15 protein-coding genes and 3 tRNA genes are annotated in these 20,362 nt (G+C 68.1%); 14 read left to right on the forward strand and 4 right to left on the reverse strand.

The window, feature by feature from the left end:
- Window positions 1–1,593 (reverse strand): HNH endonuclease, encoded by a 1,593-nt coding sequence (locus ABEG17_RS16320; RefSeq protein WP_406830533.1) that lies wholly within the window; start codon window positions 1,591–1,593, stop codon window positions 1–3.
- Window positions 1,594–1,756: 163 nt separating this feature from the next.
- Window positions 1,757–2,482 carry a dihydrofolate reductase family protein gene (locus ABEG17_RS16325; protein WP_406830534.1) on the reverse strand — a complete coding sequence of 242 codons (726 nt, stop codon included), beginning with the start codon at window positions 2,480–2,482 and terminating at the stop codon, window positions 1,757–1,759.
- 32 nt (window positions 2,483–2,514) lie between these two features.
- On the opposite strand from ABEG17_RS16325, the gene zapE reads away from it, so the two are divergent.
- The 3 genes from zapE to ABEG17_RS16340 all read left to right on the forward strand — a co-directional run bounded on the left by zapE (window position 2,515) and on the right by ABEG17_RS16340 (window position 5,045).
- Window positions 2,515–3,522 (forward strand): cell division protein ZapE, encoded by a 1,008-nt coding sequence (gene zapE / locus ABEG17_RS16330; protein ID WP_406830535.1) that lies wholly within the window; start codon window positions 2,515–2,517, stop codon window positions 3,520–3,522.
- A gap of 12 nt (window positions 3,523–3,534) precedes the next feature.
- Window positions 3,535–4,530, forward strand: coding sequence for a polyphosphate kinase 2 family protein (locus ABEG17_RS16335; protein ID WP_406830536.1), 996 nt, complete (start codon window positions 3,535–3,537; stop codon window positions 4,528–4,530).
- 140 nt (window positions 4,531–4,670) lie between these two features.
- Window positions 4,671–5,045 carry a VOC family protein gene (locus tag ABEG17_RS16340; protein ID WP_406830537.1) on the forward strand — a complete coding sequence of 125 codons (375 nt, stop codon included), beginning with the start codon at window positions 4,671–4,673 and terminating at the stop codon, window positions 5,043–5,045.
- 16 nt (window positions 5,046–5,061) lie between these two features.
- Here the strand turns inward: ABEG17_RS16340 and ABEG17_RS16345 are convergent, their stop codons facing one another.
- The gene (locus ABEG17_RS16345; protein ID WP_406830538.1) at window positions 5,062–6,708 is read right to left on the reverse strand and encodes an acyl-CoA dehydrogenase family protein; all 1,647 of its coding nucleotides are present in this window, start codon (window positions 6,706–6,708) and stop codon (window positions 5,062–5,064) included.
- Window positions 6,709–6,739: 31 nt separating this feature from the next.
- On the opposite strand from ABEG17_RS16345, the gene ABEG17_RS16350 reads away from it, so the two are divergent.
- The 11 genes from ABEG17_RS16350 (at window position 6,740) to ABEG17_RS16400 (ending at window position 19,440) form a co-directional block, all read left to right on the forward strand.
- Window positions 6,740–8,080, forward strand: coding sequence for a YihY/virulence factor BrkB family protein (locus ABEG17_RS16350; protein ID WP_406830539.1), 1,341 nt, complete (start codon window positions 6,740–6,742; stop codon window positions 8,078–8,080).
- A 37-nt stretch (window positions 8,081–8,117) separates the two neighbouring features.
- Window positions 8,118–8,190, forward strand: a tRNA-Gly gene (locus tag ABEG17_RS16355).
- A gap of 23 nt (window positions 8,191–8,213) precedes the next feature.
- Window positions 8,214–8,284 (forward strand) — tRNA-Cys (locus ABEG17_RS16360).
- Between the two features lie 32 nt (window positions 8,285–8,316).
- Window positions 8,317–8,391, forward strand: a tRNA-Val gene (locus tag ABEG17_RS16365).
- 774 nt (window positions 8,392–9,165) lie between these two features.
- Window positions 9,166–10,167 carry an ABC transporter ATP-binding protein gene (locus ABEG17_RS16370; RefSeq protein ID WP_406830540.1) on the forward strand — a complete coding sequence of 334 codons (1,002 nt, stop codon included), beginning with the start codon at window positions 9,166–9,168 and terminating at the stop codon, window positions 10,165–10,167.
- Window positions 10,164–11,549 (forward strand): ABC transporter permease, encoded by a 1,386-nt coding sequence (locus tag ABEG17_RS16375; protein ID WP_406830541.1) that lies wholly within the window; start codon window positions 10,164–10,166, stop codon window positions 11,547–11,549. The genes ABEG17_RS16370 and ABEG17_RS16375 overlap by 4 nt, the downstream gene beginning before the upstream one ends.
- Window positions 11,550–11,590: 41 nt before the next feature.
- Window positions 11,591–14,368, forward strand: a complete 2,778-nt coding sequence (locus tag ABEG17_RS16380) for a bifunctional YncE family protein/alkaline phosphatase family protein (RefSeq protein WP_406830542.1) — start codon at window positions 11,591–11,593, stop codon at window positions 14,366–14,368.
- A 177-nt stretch (window positions 14,369–14,545) separates the two neighbouring features.
- Complete coding sequence (locus ABEG17_RS16385; RefSeq protein ID WP_406830543.1) at window positions 14,546–15,829, forward strand: alkaline phosphatase family protein; 1,284 nt, start codon at window positions 14,546–14,548, stop codon at window positions 15,827–15,829.
- Entirely contained in the window at window positions 15,829–16,956 is a 1,128-nt protein-coding gene (locus ABEG17_RS16390) for an alkaline phosphatase family protein (RefSeq protein ID WP_406830544.1), read from the forward strand. The genes ABEG17_RS16385 and ABEG17_RS16390 overlap by 1 nt, the downstream gene beginning before the upstream one ends.
- A 291-nt stretch (window positions 16,957–17,247) precedes the next feature.
- Window positions 17,248–17,418 carry a hypothetical protein gene (locus tag ABEG17_RS16395; RefSeq protein WP_406830545.1) on the forward strand — a complete coding sequence of 57 codons (171 nt, stop codon included), beginning with the start codon at window positions 17,248–17,250 and terminating at the stop codon, window positions 17,416–17,418.
- Between the two features lie 1,401 nt (window positions 17,419–18,819).
- Complete coding sequence (locus tag ABEG17_RS16400) at window positions 18,820–19,440, forward strand: antibiotic biosynthesis monooxygenase (protein WP_406830546.1); 621 nt, start codon at window positions 18,820–18,822, stop codon at window positions 19,438–19,440.
- 381 nt (window positions 19,441–19,821) lie between these two features.
- Here the strand turns inward: ABEG17_RS16400 and ABEG17_RS16405 are convergent, their stop codons facing one another.
- The gene (locus ABEG17_RS16405; RefSeq protein WP_406830547.1) at window positions 19,822–20,220 is read right to left on the reverse strand and encodes an HNH endonuclease; all 399 of its coding nucleotides are present in this window, start codon (window positions 20,218–20,220) and stop codon (window positions 19,822–19,824) included.
- Window positions 20,221–20,362: the final 142 nt, after the last annotated feature.

The raw sequence follows: 20,362 nt of genomic DNA on the forward strand, positions 1-20,362 counted from the left end.
TCAGAGGACGCGGATGAGGCCGCGGTCGGGGTTGGCGGGGTCGTCGAGCCAGGAGTATGGCTCGGGTGGTTCTGGTGGGACGAGGCTCAGTGCGTCGCCTGGTCCTTGCTGCTCCGGGCGGAGTGGTCCAGTGATGCCGTGGCGGAGCTCGTGGTCGGAGGGGAGTGCGGTGTCGGCCCAGCTCACGGGTCCGCCGGATGGTGGGTGGTAGGTGCCGGCTGGGACGTGGGGGTCGCCGGCCGCTGGTGGTGCTGTCTCGGCCGGGCGGGGTGGTCGGATGGGAAGGCCGTGGCGGTTGACCACGGTCAGCCCATCGGGTCGGGTGGGGTCGCCGCTGATCTGGTAGTCGCCGCGGTCGATGCCATCGTGGTGGGCGGTGCACAGGGATATCTGGTTGTCCGCGTCCGTGCCACCACCGTCGGCCCAGGCGTTCAGGTGGTGGATCTCGACGAATCCGGTGGTGGGGCAGCCGGGGAACCGGCACCCGCGGTCGCGGTCGATGATGAGGCGGCGGGAGCGTTCGGGCAGGATCCGCATCGCCCGGCCGACGGAGACCGGTTTGGCGTCGGTCTCCCAGACGGGTTGGGCGATTCCGTCGCTGATGAACCGGGTGAGCAGTCGTCGTGGGATGGCGTGGCCGCCGGTGATCCAGGCGCCGGTGGTGTCCAGGTGCAGGTACACCCGGTAGTGCGCTGCCCGTGTCGTCGATGTGATCGAGGACAGGGACCGGTTGGCCATCTCTTCCAAGGCGTCGGCGTAGGTCGGCAACCCCGCGTGGCGGTCGGGGAGGCCAGTGGGGGTCGTTTCGGAGTTGTCGGCGGAGTCGCAGGAGTCGGCGTTGCCCGGTGCGTTGGGGTTGCCGTCGGTGGGGGTGGTGCGGCGGGTGAACAGGGCGTCCTTGGCCTCCTTGACGGCCTGCTCGACCAGGGCGCCGATGGTGGCGGGGGCGGAGTAGCGCAGCTGGAACCGGCCGTCGGTGTCATAGGACATCGACAGGTTCGGCTTGGCGCAGGCCCGTTGCTCGGCCGCGGCCACCCTGGCGGCGTCGAGGTCGCGCTGGACCCGCGCCCACGGGTCCAGCGCCGCGTCCTCGCTCGTCACGTCAGCCCCGGCATCGTCAGCGGTTGCGGCGAAGGCGTGCCGGGCGACCGCCCGCCGCAGCTGGGTGACGGTGGCGTTGCGGGCGAACCCGGTCACTGACGTCTGGTGGGAGGCTGGGACGTGCCGGGCCAGGACGGCGACCTGGTCCAGGGACAGCTCCCCGGCGTCGAGGGCGGCAGCGGCGTCAGTGAGCTCGGCCCGGCGTCGGGCGACCTGCACCACGTCAGCGGCGTGGGCGTGGGACAGCCCGGCCCGAACCACGAGGTAGTGCTCGGGGGACTTGAACCCGCCCTCGCCCCAGTGCCGACCGGTCATCACCTCGTCGATGATGTCGACCAGCTCGGCCTGGGCGCGGTTCAACCGCCCCGCGACGGCCGCGGTCCGGTCCCACAGCGCCCGGCTCCGCACACCCCAGGCCCGGCCGTCCCCGGATGAGCCGTCCCACGACGATCCGTCCCCGGACTGGGCGGCGGTGAGTGGGTTGGTCAACATACCCCAATCGTACAGGTGTTCGAAGGCGATCGGAAGAGTTGTCCACACCACGGCCACACGAATCTGCCGACAGCAGAACCAGATTCGTCAGCCCGCGCACACCTTGGCCGCCCGAGCGCACTCGAACTCGGTCACCAGCGCTCCCGGACACCAGCGGACCCGTTCAGCGGGAGACACGCCAGCGGCCGAGCACCGTTCCGTCCTCCTCGACCAGGAGCATCGGCGTCAGTGGCACATCGAGATCGGGGCCCGCAGTGATCCGGCCGTGGCTGCCGCCGACGAGAGTGGGCGCCCAGGTGAGGTCGACCTCGTCGACGATGCCCGCGGCGAGCATGGACGCGAACAACGTCGGTCCTCCCTCGGACAGGATGCTGCGCAAGCCCTTGCGCTGCAACGCCTCTCGCGCGGCCACCAGGTCAACGCGTTCGTTGCCGACGACGACGACGTTGTCGTTGCCGAGCGCCACGCGTGCGGCTGAGAGGTTGTCGGCATCGGCCGTCGCGCAGGTGATGAGCAGGGCCGACCCCGGCGGCGACGTCATCGACGCGACCGTCGGGGGCAGCTCGCCCCGGTTGCTCACCACCGCCAGGACCGGTGCGTCCTCGTCCTCGTCCCGCAGGGCTGGATACCCCTCTGCGCGAACGGTTCCGGCGCCCACCAGCACGACGTCGGCGAGCTGCCGCAGCACCGAGAAGACGGTGAAGTCGGCGGGGGTGTTGATGCTTCCCGAGCGACCGTCGGCGCCGGTGACGGCGCCGTCGAGCGACGCCACGAAGTTGACGCGCAGCCACGACCTGTCGGCCGGCACGGCATACAGCTCGCGCAGCGCGGCCTCGTCGAGATCCGTGCCGGGGGCGGGGGAGCCGGTCTCACTGAGCAGCAGGCGCATGGTCGGAAGTCTGCCTCACCTACGCTTCGACTGTGCCCTCCTCGCTGACCGACCGCACCCCCACGCTCGACCGCGACCGGCTGGTGCGCGACCTCGTCCCACCACCGCGGTTCGACGCCGAACGGTTCTCGACCTACCGACCCGACCCCGCTGAGCCGAGCCAGGCCGCCGCGGTGGACAAGCTCGAGGCGTATGCCGCGTCGCTGCGTGCCGCACGGGGCGGCACAGGGCTGTTCGGGCGGCGCCGCAAGCGTCCGCAGTCGGGGCGGGGGATCTACCTCGACGGCGGGTTCGGGGTCGGGAAGACCCACCTCCTGGCCAGCCTGTGGCACGAGGTGGACGGGCCGAAGTCCTTCGGCACGTTCGTGGAGTACACCAACCTCGTGGGCGCGCTGGGGTTCGCGCAGACCGTCGAGGCGTTCAGCGGGCACACCCTGGTCTGCATCGACGAGTTCGAGCTCGACGACCCGGGTGACACCGTCCTCATGGCGACGCTGCTCGCCCGGCTCGCCGAGGCCGGGGTGTCGTTCGCCGCCACCAGCAACACGCTCCCCGACGCCTTGGGGGAGGGGCGGTTCGCGGCCGAGGACTTCCTGCGCGAGATCCAGGCGCTGGCGTCGCGGTTCGACGTGCTGACCGTGGACGGCCCGGACTACCGGCACCGCGACTCCGTCGACAGCCCCCCGCCACTGACGGAGGCAGAGGTCGCCGAGGCCACCCAGCGCGAGGGCGCGGTGTTCGACCACTTCGTCGACGTCGTCCGCCACCTGTCGACGGTGCACCCGAGTCGCTACCGAACCCTGCTCGACGGGGTGAGTGCCGTGGGGTGGACCCACGTGCGCCCCGTGGTCGACCAGGCCGTTGCGCTGCGTCTGGTGGTCCTCGCGGACCGCCTGTATGACGCGGACATCCCGGTGTTCGCCAGTGGCCAACCACTGGGGGAGGTGTTCTCGCAGGAGATGCTCGCCGGCGGCTACCGCAAGAAGTACTACCGCGCGGTCTCCCGGCTCACAGCCCTCGCGCGAGGTGACGACCGGTGACAGGATGCGCCAATGGCGAAGAAGGACACGAAGAAGAGCAAGTCCACCAAGGCCGGCGCGTCCACGAAGGGCAGCAGCAAGGCGATGCGGTCCAAGGTCGCCGTCGAGGCTGACCGTGCGGCGAAGGCCACCAAGCACCCGGACTCCAAGCCTGCAGAAGCGACACCTCTTGCCTCGGTGACGTTCAGCGACGCCCTCCGAGCCAGGGACGGGTTCGTCCTCGCCGAGTGCGATCCCCGCTCAACGCCGGCCTTCGACGGGGACAAGGCCGCCGGCAAGGAGGCGCTGGAGCTGCGCGCAGGCGAGATCGGCGAGTTCCAGGAGCGCCTCTACGCCGAGGCCAAGATGGACGGTCAGCGCTCGTTGCTGCTCGTCGTGCAGGGCATGGACACCTCCGGCAAGGGCGGCATCATGCGCCACGTCGTGGGGCACATGGATCCGCAGGGCGTGCGCTACACCGCGTTCAAGGCGCCGTCGGCCGAGGAGCGGCAGCACCCGTTCCTGTGGCGCATCCGCAACGCACTCCCTTCGCCCGGGCAGATCGGGGTGTTCGACCGCTCGCACTACGAGGACGTGCTCATCGTGCGCGTCCACGACCTGGTGCCCAAGGCGACGTGGTCGCGCCGCTACGCCCAGATCAACGCCTTCGAGGAGAAGGCCGTCGCCGAGGGGACCACCGTCGTCAAGGTGATGATGCACATCTCCGCGGACGAGCAGAAGGCGCGGTTGACCGAGCGGCTCGACCGCCCCGACAAGCAGTGGAAGTACAACCCCGGGGACGTCGACGAGCGGCTGCAGTGGCCGCGCTACCAGGAGGCCTACCAAGCCGTCCTGGACCGCACCTCCACGGACGCTGCCCCGTGGTACGTCGTGCCCGCCGACCGCAAGTGGTACGCCCGGCTCGCCGTCCAGAGCCTGGTCCTCGAGCACCTCGAGGCGATGGATCCGCAGTGGCCGGCGGTCGACTTCGACGTCGCCGCCGAGAAGGAACGGCTGCGCGTCAGCTGAGCAGTCATGGCTCGGCACCACGCAGCTCCCCGTCGAAGCGCCCGATCCGGCAGGGACCGATGACTTCCGTACCTTCGGGCGGTCGGTACGGATAGCAGGCGCCAGTCTCCTGGTGCCGTCCACCGACGAAGGAGTCAGGAATGCTCAGCGAGTCGAAGGCCTTCAGCGGGTTCTCCGCCAACGACATCGAGGCAGCGCGCGCGTTCTACTCGGACGTCCTCGGTCTCGAGGTCACCGATCAGATGGGGATCCTCACGCTCCACCTCGGCGGAGACCACCGGGCGATCGTCTACCCCAAGCCGGACCACCAGCCGGCCGGCTTCACGGTTCTCAACTTCCCTGTCGCCGACATCGACGAGACCGTCGACGGCCTCACCGCGGCCGGTGTGGAGTTCGAGAAGTACGAGGGGACCCAGATGGCGACGGACGCGAAAGGCATCTTCCGCGGTGGCGGTCCGCTGATCGCCTGGTTCACGGACCCGGCCGGGAACGTGCTGTCGGTCATCCAGGACTGAGCCCAGGCACGGCAGCTCAGGCGCCGAACGCCCGGTCGACCAGGCTGGATGCCACTGCCGCGCTGAGTCGGGCGTCGAGGGTCCCGAAGGTGACCCCGTGTGCGCCCCCGAGACGACTGGCGACGAACGCGTCCGCCACCGCTGTCGGCGCGTACTGCGCGAGCAGGGCTCCCTGCAGGGTGAGGGCGAGCTGTTCGACGACCTGCCGCGCGCCTGCTTGCGCCTCTGCCTGCGTGGCGCGTGACAGCACGTCAGGGAGGGCGTCGATGGCCTGGTCCAGGACGTGGTGGTGCCCCCTGCCCAGCCGGACCTCGGCCAGGTATGCGTCGACCGAGGCCTGGTCGCGGCCGATGGCGCGCAGGACGTCGAGGGCGTTGACGTTGCCCGAGCCCTCCCAGATCGAGTTCAGGGGGGCCTCACGGTAGAGACGGGCGAGCCCGTTCTCCTCGACGTAGCCGTTGCCGCCCAAGCACTCCAGGGCCTCGGCGACCATCACCGGGGTGCGCTTGCACACCCAGTACTTGCCGAGGGCGACGCCGAGCCGGGAGAAGGCCGTGTCGCCGTCGTCGACGGCGTGCGCGAGCCGCAGGGCCAGGGTCGTGGCCGCCTCGGACTCCAGCGCCAGGTCCGCGAGCACGTTCTGCATCAGCGGCTGGTCGACGAGCAGCGCGCCGAACGCACTCCGGTGCCTCGCGTGGTGGATCGCGCGCAGCAGCGCCGCGCGCATCGTCGCCGATGAGCCGAGGATGCAGTCCAGCCGGGTCGCCGCGACCATGTCGAGGATGGTGCGGATGCCTCGTCCCTCGTCACCGACGCGTACGCCCCAGGTGCCGTCGAGCTCGACCTCGGAGGACGCATTCGACCGGTTGCCCAGCTTGTCCTTGAGGCGTTGCAGCGCAAAGGGGTTGCGTTCGCCGTCATCGAGCACTCGAGGGACCAGGAAGCACCCGACGCCTGCGTCGGTCTGCGCCAGAACGACGAAGGCGTCACTCATCGGCGCCGAGCAGAACCACTTGTGGCCGGTGAGCCGGTAGGTGTCGCCACCCGCCACGGGACCGTCGGGGGACGCCTCGGCCCGCGTCGTGTTGGCGCGGACGTCGGAGCCGCCCTGCTTCTCCGTCATGCCCATGCCCGCGATGGCACCGGTCTTGGTGTCGAGCGGGCGAAGCCCGAAGTCGTAGCTGCGCGAGGCGAGCTGGGGGAGCCAGCGGTCCCGCAGGGCGGGGTTGGCCGCGAGCGCCGGCGCCGCGGCATACGTCATGGAGACGGGGCACAGGTGACCCTGCTCGACCTCGGACCACGTCGTGAAGCCGGCGGCCCGGCGGACGTGGGCGCCACTGCCGGTGGGTTGGGTCCACGGTTCGGCAGTGAGGCCGCCACTGACGGCGACGCTCATCAGGGAGTGCCACGCCGGGTGGAAGTCCACTTCGTCGAGTCGTTCTCCGGTGGGGGAGTGCGTCCTGAGGACGGGATGGTGGGTGTTCGCCTGCTCGGCCCACTCCCTCGCCTGCGCCGAGCCTGAGCGTGCACCGAGGTGCTCGACCTCGTCGTATGCGGCCTCGTCGGCCCAGCGGCGCACGGCCTCGGCGAGCGCGGGATTGGTGGTCAGCGCGTTGTAGTCCGGCAGGGCAGGGACCTGGTTGGTGACGGCGTGGGTGGGCACGACCGCAGACTATGCGGGATAACGTGGGTGGGTGAGTGTGAAGGCGCGGGTCCGTCGCGAGCTGGTGCGCGTGCCCGGAGCCATGCCGGTCGCGCGGATGACGGTGGAGACCATTCGGGTCTGCATGAAGTACCGGGTGACGGGGCTGGCCTCCGAGGCGGGCTTCTTCATGCTGCTCTCGCTGCCGCCGTTGGTGCTGGGGCTGTTCGGTGGAGTCGGTTACCTCGGCAAGTGGCTCGGGGACGAGACCGTCGCGCGGATCGTCATGCAGATCCAGGTGTGGGCAGGGCAGTTCCTCACGCCGGGGCTGATCCAGAACACCCTGCTGCCGACGGTCCAGGACGTCTTCAAGGACGGGCGGTTCGACCTCATCTCGGTCGGCTTCCTGCTGTCGGTCTGGTCGGGGTCGCGCGCCCTCAACGTCTTCGTCGACACGATCTCGATCATGTACGGGCAGTCGGGGGTGCGCGGCATCGTCAGGACGCGTGCTCTGTCCCTGACGCTCTACGTCCTGTCGCTCGTCGTCGGCATCGTCGTCATCCCGCTCGTGGTGATCGGACCGACGTGGCTCAAGGACCTGCTCCCCAAGGAGGCCAGCTTCCTCGCGTGGCTGTACTGGCCGGTGGTGACGGTCCTGGCCGTCGCCAGCATCGCGACGTTGTTCCACATCTCCACGCCCCGCCGGACCCCGTGGGCGCGCGACGTGCCGGGTGCGGTGCTGACCGTGGTGCTCTGGTCGTTGTCGTCCTATGTGCTGCGCGGGACCGTGGCCGCCTCGTTGAAGGGTGGCACCTCGATCTACGGACCCCTCTCGGCCCCCATCGTGCTGCTGATCTTCTTGTACGCCCTGGCCATCGCGGTCCTCATCGGTGCTGCCCTGAACGCGGCGATCCGCATGCTGTGGCCGGTCGAGGAGCGGCCATCCCTGCGCGCGCAGGCGGTGATGTGGCTCCGGGCGCGGCTGGCTGCCCGCAAGGAGGCCAAGGGGCTCAACAAGGGGTCTGGCGCAGAGGCAGGGGCCCCGGCGGGCGCCACGGTCGCTGCCACCTCCACGGCGACGTCCACGGCGGGGGCCATGTCTCCGGCGGCGCCGCCGGCCGCGGCGGGGGTGACCGGCGGGGTCGCTGGCCTGCTGGACGCTCAGAAGATGGGTGCGCGGGGAGGTGACGCCGGCGAGGCGGCGGGCAGGCTGCATACGACTGCCCAGGGCGATCGCCGGACCGCCGCCGAGGAGGGGCTGACGGAGTCGTTGGAGGGGCTCAAGCAGGAGGCCCGCAAGCCGCTGACCCCCGTGCCGGACGACTCGGACGACACCCAATTTGGAGAGGAAGCGCCTGATCCGATAAGTTTTCTACGCACGCGCAGCGGGTAGCAAAAAACAGCCCGTTCGTCACCAACGCGCGTGTAATGCGGATGTAGCTCAGTTGGTAGAGCGCAACCTTGCCAAGGTTGAGGTCGCCGGTTCGAGCCCGGTCATCCGCTCGGAAGGGTTTTACCGCCTTCACGGTGGAGTGGCCGAGAGGCGAGGCAGCGGCCTGCAAAGCCGCGTACACGGGTTCAAATCCCGTCTCCACCTCGACTACGTACGAACCCGAAATCTTCACCCTCGGGCGATTGGCGCAGTGGTAGCGCGCTTCCTTGACACGGAAGAGGTCACTGGTTCAAACCCAGTATCGCCCACCAGTACGAAATAGCCCCTGACCTGCGGAAACGTGGGTCAGGGGCTTCTTCGTTGGGTCGCGTCCTGGGACACCTGCTTGACTAGCTGCTTGACTAAGCCGTCGTGGTTCGGCCTTGGCGCGGGTCCCTGCACGTTCGCTGACGTGCGTGGACGTCCGGCCCACCGTCTGTCACTTCCCATGTGGGGAAGAGGTCAGTCGCCGTCGTCGAAGGGACGTGATGTTGGAACTCTTCATGCACCCTTTGACGCCGGCCGTGTTCGAAGCGACGTGTCCGCGGGTCAGCTCGAGGGCGCAAACTCAATGACACGGCAATGGGGACACCGGCCGCGTTGACTCTTCGACCACCATGTTCCCCGAAGGGCCAACACGCTCACGAGCGCTGGGCCTGAACGGTGCCTTGATGGCGGCCGGGTTCACCCCAAGGCGCCGTCCTCGGCAGGTCTTCACCGGGCCGGTCGCCGGCGCTGGCATCGATAGCCGCGACCAGCCGCCGTGAACTCGCACGGACGGACGGCTCCGACGGTGGAACCTCAGCCTCATGAACCGTCGGGAGGCGCCATAGATGCTTGGGCGGTCCTGATCGGCTTGGCCTTGAACAGACCCGAGCTGGACGAGTCTCAGAGATGCCGCTAGGCGTCTGTTCACCCGATGCCTGTCATCTCCCGAAGTTCTGTGCCCGTTTTCTCGCCGTTCGTCGGATATGACCCAGCCAGGGGAGAAGGGACTCGTATGTTCCTGATCGGAGTCGAGCTGCGGCCACCACGAGAGGAACCAGATGAGTCCGAACACGGCGGTCCGTGCCCGGGGGGTCACCAAGACGTTCGGTGATGTCGTCGCCCTCGACGAGCTCGACCTCGACGTCGACCGGGGCCAGATCCACGGGCTGGTCGGCCCCAACGGAGCTGGCAAGACCACCCTGCTGGGCCTCTTGCTGGGCCTGGCCGTCGCCGACACCGGGACCCTGGAAGTCCTGGGCGCGCAGGTGGGTTCCGTGCTCTCGACACCCGAGGGTGTCGCAGGGTTCGTCGACGGACCCGGCCTGTACCCGTTCCTGACCGCACGGCAGAACCTGCTGTCCGTGCTCAGCCTTCGCGGGCAGGATGACTGTCGCTCACACGTCGACGAGGCGCTGTCCCGCGTAGGACTGGACGAGGTCGCTGACGACCACGTCCGAGGCTTCTCGTTGGGGATGCGCCAGCGGCTCGGCCTCGCCTCGGCCCTGCTGAGCCAACCCCAGCTGCTCATCCTCGACGAGCCGGCCAACGGTCTCGACCCGGCAGGCAAGCGCCAGGTGCACCGTGTCCTCACCGAGTTCGCGTTGGGCGGCGGCACGGTCATCCTGTCCAGCCACCGGATGGATGACCTCGCCGCGCTGTGCACCGACGTCACGCTGCTCTCGACCGGCCGCATGGTGTTCTCCGGTCCACCGCAGGAGCTCGCGATCGAAGGCGGTCCGCTCGACTACCGGATCCTCACCTCGGACGGTGACGGGGCCCGACGCGTTGCCGAGGCGACCGAGGGCCTGCGAGTCGTCAATGCCCGCAACAGTCTTGGGCCGACGCACCCCAGCGCGCTCGTCGTGCGTGGCCGCGCGCCGGCGGTTGATGCCTTGGTCGTGCGCCTGGTGGGTTCAGGGATAGCGATCCGTGAGCTGGCGCCGACGGTTCCGCCACTCGAAGCGGCCTTCCTGGCGCTCACTGGAGCCGATACCGAGAGCCACTCCACGCAGCACCTCAGCCCGGTCGAAGCCACCGCCGTCGAGGAGCTCGTGCGATGACGACAACCCTCGAACGTCCCGGCAGCACACCGCCGAACCGACCCACCCCGCAAGAACGCTCGGCCCCGTGGGCGGGACGAACCAGCCTCGCCGCCGTCTATCGCTTCGAGCTGGTCAAGCTCCTCACCCAGTGGCGCCTGCGGGCTGCCTTCCTCGCCTGCCTCATCGTTCCCGCGCTCTACACCGCGGTCGTGAGCGCCCAGACCTCGTTACCGGCCGACGCCGTCTTCGGGCGGTGGATGAACCAGTCGGGCTGGGCCGGATCCCTGGTGATCCTCGTCTTCATGGGCACCCTGGTCCTGCCGCTGTTGACCAGCGTCGTGTCAGGCGACATCTTCGCCGTGGAGGACCGCCTCGGCACCTGGCGCCACCTGCTCGTCACGGTCCGCTCACCGCGCTTGATCTTCGGCGCCAAGGCGCTCGCGGCACTGACCGTGACCGTCGCCCTTTTCGTGCCACTGGTGACCTCGTCCATCATCGGCGGGTTGCTCGTCGTCGGCAGCCACCCGGTGCCCGGTCTGGACGGACACTTCATCGGCACGGGCGAACTCCCTGGGCTCGTCCTTCTCTCGTGGGCCACCGTCATCCCACCGACCTTGGCGTTCTCGGCGATCGGCCTGCTGGGTTCAGTCGCCTTCGGTCGCTCGCCGCTGGGTCTGCTGATGCCGGTCGTGTTCGCCGTGGTCCTTGACCTCGTCCACCTCATGCCGGCTCCGGTCGCCCTCCGGGCAGCCACGCCGACCAGCGCTTTCACCGCATACCGAGGACTGTTCACCGAACCGGCGCAGCTCGGCATGCTCGGCGTGGGTCTCGTGGTCAGCGTGACCTGGACGGCACTGGCGACCTGGCTCGCCTATCGGACCTTCGTCCGCCGCGACTTCACGGACCTCGCCAACGACGGGTCCGCCCGTCGGTTCGCCGTCACGGGCCTGCTCCCGCTCGTCGGCTTGTTCATCGCGACTGCGGTGGCCGTGTCGACGGCGACGGGAGCGACCGGCAGCGGGGTAAACCGGCCCAAGCTCGAGGCCTCGCTCGCCACATCGTTCTCGCACCTCTACGTGCTGCAGAACACCGAGCTGAACCGCCCGGCTGTGGCACCTGAGCAGCTCGAGTCGACCGCCGAGTGCGACAAGGGTGGTGACCGCGTCGAGGACACGGGCCCGGGCAACGACTGGCGCTGCGTCGTGACGTGGACCGTGCCCGGCGCCGCGGGACCCGCCAACGCCGTCTACCAGCTCGACGTCCTGCCGGACGGCCGCTACCTGGCCGACGGCGACGGGCCGAAGGAAGTCAATGGCTACTTCCTCGTCCGCACCAAGACGGGGGATTCCCCCAACCCTCTGTGGCAGTTGGACGGTCTCATCGACCTGTTGCAGAAGTAACCCCTGAAACACCACTCAGCACACCACTGAAAGGTTTCCGCATGCGCGTCACACGCAACCGCGTCGAGAGGGTGGCAGGCCGCCACCGCTCCCGACACCTCATGGCCATCACTGCAGGGTCACTCGCCCTGGTCGTCACCGGAGGGATCGCCTACGGCTCGACCAACGGGTTCGGCACGAACCGTGTCGGGACCGAGTACGGGAACGGTGAGCAGATCTCTTCGAACCAGCTGATCAAGCCGATCGGTCAGCGCCTCCTCACGGACTACGGCAAGTTCATGGGCTCGACGGTCAGCCCGGACGGTCGCTACCTCGCGGCTACGGCCAACGATCGCTCGATCTCCCTGCAGATCTTCGACCTCCGCAACAACACGCTGATCTTCCGGGCGGGCACCGCGTCCGGCGCCAACCTGCGCCCTGCCGACAACACCGTCGGACAGGAAGGCCCCACCTACTCGCCTGACGGCCGCTTCCTCTTCATGCCGAACGCCACCGGCATCACCCGCTTCCCGGTCAATGCCGACGGCACCCTCTCAGCCGGAACGAAGATCGCCATCCCCACCCTGGCGAACCCGAGCCGCCAGGCGCTCACTGCCGGCATGGCCTTCTCTCCTGACGGCAAGACCTTGTATGCCGCGGTCAACGGTCAGAACTCGGTCGTCGCCATCGATCCGATCGCCGGAACGATCACGCAGACGTGGAACGTCGGCATCGCGCCCCGTCAGCTGAAGCTCGTCGGCGCCAAGCTTTTTGTCTCCGACGAGGGTGGTCGCCTGGCAAAGTCTGGCGAGACCACGATCAACTCCTACGGCACCGACGTCCCAGCCAACCCGGTTCTCGGCACCTCGACCAACGGCACCCTCAGCGTCATCGACACGGCGAATGCCGGGTCACCCGTAGCGTCGCTCGAGGTGGGCCTGCACCCGACCGCCATGCACCTCAACGGCACGACCCTCTATGTCGCCAACACGAACGACGACACCATCTCGGTGGTCGACACCAAGACCGACAAGGTCGTCCAGACCATCGCGACGCAACCCTGGGCCAGGTCGAAGGTCGGCTACGAGCCAACGGGCATGACGGTCAAGGACGGTCGCCTCCTCGTCACGCTGGGTCGGGCGAACGCGGTCGCGGTCTACAAGCTGGGCTCGTCGGCCCTCGAGCCAGTCAGCTACGTCGGGCTCCTCCCGACCGACTACTACCCGGAGGACGTCTTCCCCGTGGGTGACGAGCTCGTCGTCGCCAACCGCCGCGGCAACGACGCCCGTGGACCCGAGATCACCTACACCGAGGGCTATGGCACCACCCCCGCCACAGGTCACGGCACGCACTCGACGACCGCCTCGCTGACCCGATTCACGCTGCCGAGCGACGCGATGATCCGCAAGACCTACACGGCGCAGGTCTTCACCCAGAACGGCTGGGGCAGGTCTGAGTCCGAGGTGGAGCACGCCAACGACAAGAAGGGCAACGCGCATCCCGTCGCGGTCCCCAAGCGCATCGGGGACCCGTCGACCATCAAGCACGTCTTCCTCCTGGTCAAGGAGAACCGCACCTACGACCAGATCCACGGGGACATGCCCGAGGGCAACGGCGACCCGAAACTGGCCCAGTTCGGTGAGCAGGTCACCCCCAACGCCCACGCACTGTCCCGCCAGTTCGGCCTCTACGACAACACTTATGACGTCGGCACCAACTCCGCCGAGGGCCACAACTGGCTGATGCAGGGCGACAACCCGGAGTACACCGAGTCGAGCGCGGGGGAGTACACCCGTTCCTACGACACGGAGGACGACGTCCTGGGTCACCAGCGTTCCGGCTTCCTGTGGACCGCGGCGCAGGCGGCGGGAAACACCGCGCGCAACTTCGGCGAGTTCTCCTACTTCGAGAACAAGCCCGCGGACGCAACGTGGCAGAAGTACTACTGCGCCACCAAGAGCGTGGAGAACGGCGGCGACCCGGCCCAGCTCACCGACCCCGCGATCCGGGTCAACCAGGTCTCACCGATCCCGTCACTCAACGACATCTCCAACCACGATGCGCCGATGTTCGACACGAACATCCCCGACCAGTACCGCTACCAGATCTGGAAGCAGGAGTTCGAGAAGCAAGGTCCTGCCAACTTCCAGATGATGTGGCTCTCCAGCGACCACACCGGTGGTGCACCTGACCCGCGCGCCCAGGTCGCCGACGGCGACCTGGCGGTCGGCAAGGTCGTCGACACGATCTCGCACAGCAAGTACTGGAAGGACTCGGCGATCTTCGTGGTCGAGGACGACAGCCAGAACGGTGCGGACCACGTTGACGGTCACCGTGCGCCGATCCAGGTCATCAGCCCGTATGCCGTTCACGGCAAGACGATCTCGACGTACTACTCGCAGATCAGCATGGTTCGCACCATCGAGCAGATCCTCGGTGCCGAGCCGCTGAACCAGAAGGTCGCTGCGGCGACGCCGATGTTCGACGCGTTCCAGCGCAAGCCGGACCTCACGCCGTACACGGCCAAGGCCAACCGTATTCCCCTCACCGAGAACCTCAAGACCCCGCCGGCGTGTGGTCTGGACCAGGTGGCCAACGCTCCTGCCGCCCCTATGGTGGCACCGGCGCAGGTCTCGACCTCTGCCGAGTGGGACACGTGGGCGAAGCAGCAGCACTTCAGTGGCAAGACACCGCGTGCGGACTTCGCACACCCGGAGCAGATGAACCGCTTCGTCTGGTACCAGACGCACAACTGGTCCCTGCCTTACCCCGGCGATTCCAAGATCTACCTCCCGAACGAGGTGCCAGGCGCTGCCCTGCCAGGTGCCGACACGGAGTAGTCCAACATTGACCGCTCGAGCTCCTGAGGGAAGAGCGATGCAGCGGCCCACCGACCTCCGGTGGGCCGCTGTCGCGCGCCATGCGCGCCCCGGGGTCGGCCTCGGGCCGGTGAACCACGGGTGAACCTTGTGCCAACGGCTTGGGGAGTTCGCTCCGGCGGCCCTAGCGTCGGCTGCATGACCTTTACGCGGCGACAGTTCCTGAACGCCGCGGCCGTGGTGGGGGGCACCGCCGCGCTCACGACCAGCTCGATCGGACAACAGCTTCCACAGGCCATGGCAGCCCAGCCCGCGCTCCCCTCACCGGGTGCCTCGGGGATCGACCACATCGTGGTCGTCATGATGGAGAACCGGTCATTCGACCACTTCCTCGGCTGGCTCCCGGGAGCTGATGGCAAGCAGGCGGGGCTCACCTACACCGACCGGTATGGCGTTCCTCGCAGCACCCACCATCTCCAGACGTTCGCGAGCTGCGGACATGCAGATCCCGACCACTCCTACGAGGGTGGGCTCATCCAGTTCAACGAGGGGCGCGCGGATGGCTGGTTGCGGGCCGGGGAGGACGACCTACTCCCTGTGGGGTACTACCGGCAACCCGACCTGGCTTTCCTAGGCCAGGCTGCCCCCCGGTGGACCGTGTGCGACCGGTACTTCTCGGCCGTCATGGCAGAGACCTACCCCAACCGCTTTTACATGCACGCCGCTCAGACGGACCGACTGCACAACTCGACGATCACCGCGACGATCCCAACGATCTGGGACCGGCTGGCCGCTGCGAACCTCACCGGTCGCTACTACTTCTCGGACATCCCGTTCCTGGCGCTGTGGGGAACGAAGTACTTGCCCATCTCCCGGCCGTTCGCGACGTTCCTGACGGACGCTGCCGCAGGGACGCTCCCTGAGGTGAGCTTCATCGACCCGCGGTTCGAGGACGAGGCGTCCGGATCTTCCTCCGACGACCACCCCCACGCCGACATCCGCGCGGGAGAGAAGTTCCTCAACGAGGTCTACCGCGCGGTCACGACCAGCCCGAACTGGTCTCGCACCCTTCTGGTCGTGAACTTCGACGAGTGGGGCGGCTTCTACGACCACGTCGCCCCGGGGACCGCTCCGGATGTCAGCTCTCGGACCGCGTTACGTGGCTTCCGAGTGCCGGCGCTCGTGGTTTCCCCTCGGGCCAAACGGGGATACGTTGCGCACGGTACCTACGACCACACGTCGGTGTTGAAGGCGATCGAGTGGCGCTGGGGACTTCCTGCCCTGACGCCGCGCGACTCCGGTGCCCGCAACATCGCTGAGGTGCTCGACTTCACCGCCGCCCCCAATCTGACCGCTCCCGCTTTCACCCTGCCACCCTTCCTAGCCACGGCCTGCGCGCCCGCACCCCTCACAGGGCCCGAGCAGGCCGAATGGCCCGACCTACGAACCAAGGCCATCGCCGACGGATGGAGCCTCCCGTGATGACTCGCAAACAGCTCTCCCGACTCCTGCTCGCCATCGCCGCCGTCGGCGCGGTCCTTACGGCGATCACCGTCCAACCGCTCTTCTTCGGCGGCGACGAGGCGGTTGCGGCGACATCGCCGGGCTACCTACCGCCCGCCAAGCACGTCTTCGTCATCAACATCGAGAACAAGGGGTATGACGCGACGTGGGGACCCGCGTCGGCAGCGCCATACCTGTCACAGACGTTGCGCGGCAAGGGAGTCCTGCTCAATACGTACTACGGAACTGCGCACAACTCCCAGCCGAACTACATCGCACAGATCTCCGGTCAGGGTCCCAACGACCAGATGCAGAGCGACTGCCAGATCTACTCGAGCTTCGTGGGGGCGGGCACGGCCACGCCCGGTCAAGCGGTGGGATCGGGCTGTGTGTTCCCCACCAGCGTCCCCAACGTCACTGACCAGCTGAAGGCCAAAGGGTTGACCTGGCGCGGCTACATGGAGGACATGGGCACCCCCTGTCGCCACCCGGCCCTGAACACTGTCGACCCCACGCAGAAGGCCACCCCCGGGGACCAGTACGCCGTGCGGCACAACCCGTTCGTGTACTTCGCGTCAGTGACCAACTCCGCCGACTGTGCCGCCAACGTCGTCGACCTGTCCCAGCTCTCAACGGACCTGATGACAGCCGGCACCACGCGGAACCTCACCTACATCACACCCAACCTGTGCCACGACGGTCACGACTCACCGTGCGTCGACGGACAGCCCGGTGGCCTGGCCAGCGTCGACGCGTGGATGAAGGTGTGGGTCCCCAAGATCATGGCCGCGCCCGCGTTCAAGAACGACGGCATCCTCGTCATCACCGCGGACGAGTCCGACGGACCCCAGAGCGACGCCAGCGCCTGCTGCGGCGAGGGTCCGAGCCCGAACTCACCGCTCCCCGGCATCGCCGGGCCTGGCGGCGGAAAGATCGGCGCCCTGGTGATCTCGCGGTACACCAAGCCGAACACGTGGAGCACCACGTCGTACAACCACTACTCGCTGCTGGCCTCCATCGAAGACCTCTTCGGACTGTCACGTTTGGGCTACGCCCAGACGCCGGGCCTCAACCGCTTCGGCCTCGACGTCTACAACGCCCGCTGACTACCCCCTGGCCTTCGCTTGAGGGCTTGAGCCCCCATGCATGAAGCAGCGCAGGCCGCCCTTGACGGGCCAGGCGGGCAGGGGATGACATCGCGCGCGTCTTCGCGCCGCAGGTTGGTCGGTCGGTCATTCGGTCCTCTTGGTGGCTCGTCGGCGCCATCAGCCGCAGACGACGGTGCCGGGGTAGCCGAGGCGCTCGCAGTCGGGCCCCTCCGCCGCGTGAAATGTCGCCGGAACCTTCGACAAGCTGGAGTACTGGACCTGCTGGATAGGCTGGCGCACGCTTGACTCATGGGCTGGGTGAAGTTGCTCGGCTGCATGGCGATCGCCTTTGGTGTGGGCAGGTACGTCACGGGGTTGCGTCACGGCCGATGGGGCGACGCGTTCGAGCGCGACCTGGTCGCGTGCATGCTGCTCGCGTGGATAGGCGTTGCTCTGGTGGTCGGCGCCGTGGTCGCGTAGTCCGGGTGGGCCGATCTCGTCGGCCTCGTCCCGAAGCACGCGAAGTAGTTCCCGCTTCGCCTCCACTCGCTCACGACGGCGGGTCGCGCGCTTGACCTTCGCGGCCGCTCCAGCACGCTTGAGCCCGCGGTAGGCGCCGCTAGCCGGTTTGCCCCTCGCGTTTGTCGGCGGTGACGATCTGGCGGCGACCCAGGGAGGTCGGGCGGGAGCTCGAGCGGTGCGTCATGAGCAGAGCTCGCAGCCGCAGCCGGTCGGGTAGTCCGCGGCCCCACCGACGTCGCAGAAGGGCTAACTAGTCCAATTGAGTCCACAGGACCCCCTGTGCACGGCGGCCCAGCGTGCCCGCAGGCTGTGTATATCCCTTTGTGAGGACAGTGTTCTGGCTCCTATCTGGGCGTGGTCGAAGCAGATGACTAGTTACGACTAGACGCGATCTGGAAGGTGATGACAGCGGCTCGCTGCCGGGAATCACCATGTGGATCGCGCCGGTCCCAGCCGGCAGGCACGGATCTGAGTTCAGGCTCTTGACCTCCCCTTGGTCCCACCCGAGCTGCTCACGTGGCAGCGGGACCAACGTCCCTCGTGCGCTTGGTCCAGGGCAAGGAGTATGAGTGCTGCGCAGGGCGAGCGTGGGTGCTGCGTTGGGCACCGGGATGTGCAGCCGCCCCAGCTCGGCCGCACGCCCGGTGCCCGCGGGACGCTGCCGAGCCCGCCCCAGCATCGAAGCGCCCCCACTCTCCTCGGGGAGGGTGGGGGCGCTTTGCAGTCCAGACGTTGTAAGGAGCCGCTCGCCACGATCCCCTGATCCCGTGGCGAGCGGCTCATCGCGACGCACCCCCACAGGCGTCGCGCCCGCGGCCATCCTTCGCTGTGCTGCGAGGGATGGCCCAGTGAGGACGAGGTTCACTCCCGTGAATGGCCGCGCACAATGGACCGTTCGGGCTAGTCCAGAGCGCCGGTGAGCTACGTGCAATGGGTGAGTTCGGTTGCGTTGCAACGCCTGAAAGACCCCAATGGTCCAGTCCCAAGCGGTTCCCTGCAAGGACTACTGAAGCAGCCCAATGAGTCGTCAGCGGATGGCCGAGAAGGTCGATTGTGGGCTAGCCGCCCACCCGCTTGCACTATTGCTCGATTCGGCAACGGCGCGAGTAGCGACGATGAACGGCGTGTGGATGAGCGACCGAGGTGTCATGGTGACACCTCCCTGTCATCGGTGGTGACACTTTCACGTCGCGTCACAATTCGCCCCCCCCCCCCGGCTGGAGGCGGTCGACGCGCGGCCAGGACAAGCGCGGTCCGGCCGTTGACCGGTTTGCCCGTTGCCTCGGGTGGGTGCCAGGAGGACGCTGGAAGACGCGGCGGTGCCGCAAGGGCATCGCCCGGACCCGAAGGAGGTGGGCCGTGTACGCACGTTCCACGACTGTCCGTGGGCAGCCCGCGATGACCGACGCTGGTATCCAGCACGTGCGAGATGTGGTGATGCCGCAGGTCAGAGGCATGACCGGTTGTGTCGGCATCTCGCTGCTTGCCGACCGCACCAGCGGCCGGTGCATCGTGACCACTGCGTGGGAGTCCGAGGAGGCCCTGCGTGGGTCTGCCGACACTGTCACCCCAATCCGCGCCCGCGCAGCCGAGCAGTTCGGTGGCGAGGTGAGGGTTGACGAGTGGGAGGTGGCCTACCTACACCGCTCTCACCACGCCGCCGACGGCGCCTGTGCCCGGGTGACCTGGGCCGAAGCCGACCCGGCAGCCATCGACCGCATCGTCGAGGCATTCCGGATGAGCATCATGCCGCGCGTGGAGCAGCTCGAGGGCTTCTGCAGCGCCAGTCTGATGATCGACCGGGCCAGAGGACGCAGCTGCGTCACCGCGAGCTACGACTCGACCGAGGCGATGGCCAAAGCGGCCAACCTGGCCATGGGTCTACGCGCCGACCTGGTGCAGGAGACCGGTATGCGCGTCGTCGAGGTTGCCGAGTTCGAGCTCGCCCTGGCACACCTCGACGTGCCCGAACTGGTCTGAGCCGGTACGGACGGCATCGGTCCGAGTGCCGGCGCCGTCCGTCCCCTCGGCAAGTAACCGCCCTCGATACGCCTCGCTCAGAGTCCGAGGCACAGCGCCGCCGCAACGAAGCGGAGGGTGTTTGGAAGTCCGAGCCGGACCCAAACCGCGCAGTCATGATGATGGTCCCGAAGCTGGGAGGCTTCCTGTCGTCAACCCAGAAGCAACGCCATACTGCGTCCGCAGTACCGACGCAGAACTTTCCGAGGTCCTATCGGACGAATGGGATCGAGCCAACGTACTCTCGCGCCTCCCGAACTGATCGCAGCATGTGCGTGCGAGTGGCCACCCGATGGGGGGCCAAGGGACGCCAGAGCGCCCCGTGGGAGTGCATGACGCGGCTCAGAGGGTCCTTGTTTGCTGCGCCTCCGTTGCAGCGTCGGGCACCGCGTGGAACTGGACAAGGAGCGCGCTCTTGATCTCCAGGTGGCGCACCAAGAAGGCGCGCTCGTCCAGCCGCTTGCGCCGCAGCCAACCCGTGACCTCGTCGTTGCACTTGCTCGCGTTGCAAGAACCACAGGCCGGAGCGACGTTGTCGAGCGTGTAGCGCCCGCCACGTGAGATGGGCAGAACGCAGTCCCGCTGCAGAGGTTTGTCGGTGGCTCCACAGTAGGCGCAGCCACCACCCCAAGCCGCCTGCAGTGCAATCCATTCGGCATCGCTGAGGTCATGGGTGACGCTGTCCATCCGGCGTTTGCGTCGGTGGGCGATCCGCGCCCTGCGACTTCGTTTGACCGCCATTGGGACAGCCTAGGCACCGGAGCGCTTGAAGAGATTCATGCGAGGCGCCAACGGGTCGTGTCGGCGTGCACGACGATTACGAGAGCACCGTCGCGGCATTCGGAGGTGAGTCGCTGCAGGTCGAGGCATGGTTGGGCCGGAC

Source organism: Pedococcus sp. KACC 23699 (genome assembly GCF_045348425.1).
Taxonomy (GTDB): Bacteria; Actinomycetota; Actinomycetes; order Actinomycetales; family Dermatophilaceae; genus Pedococcus.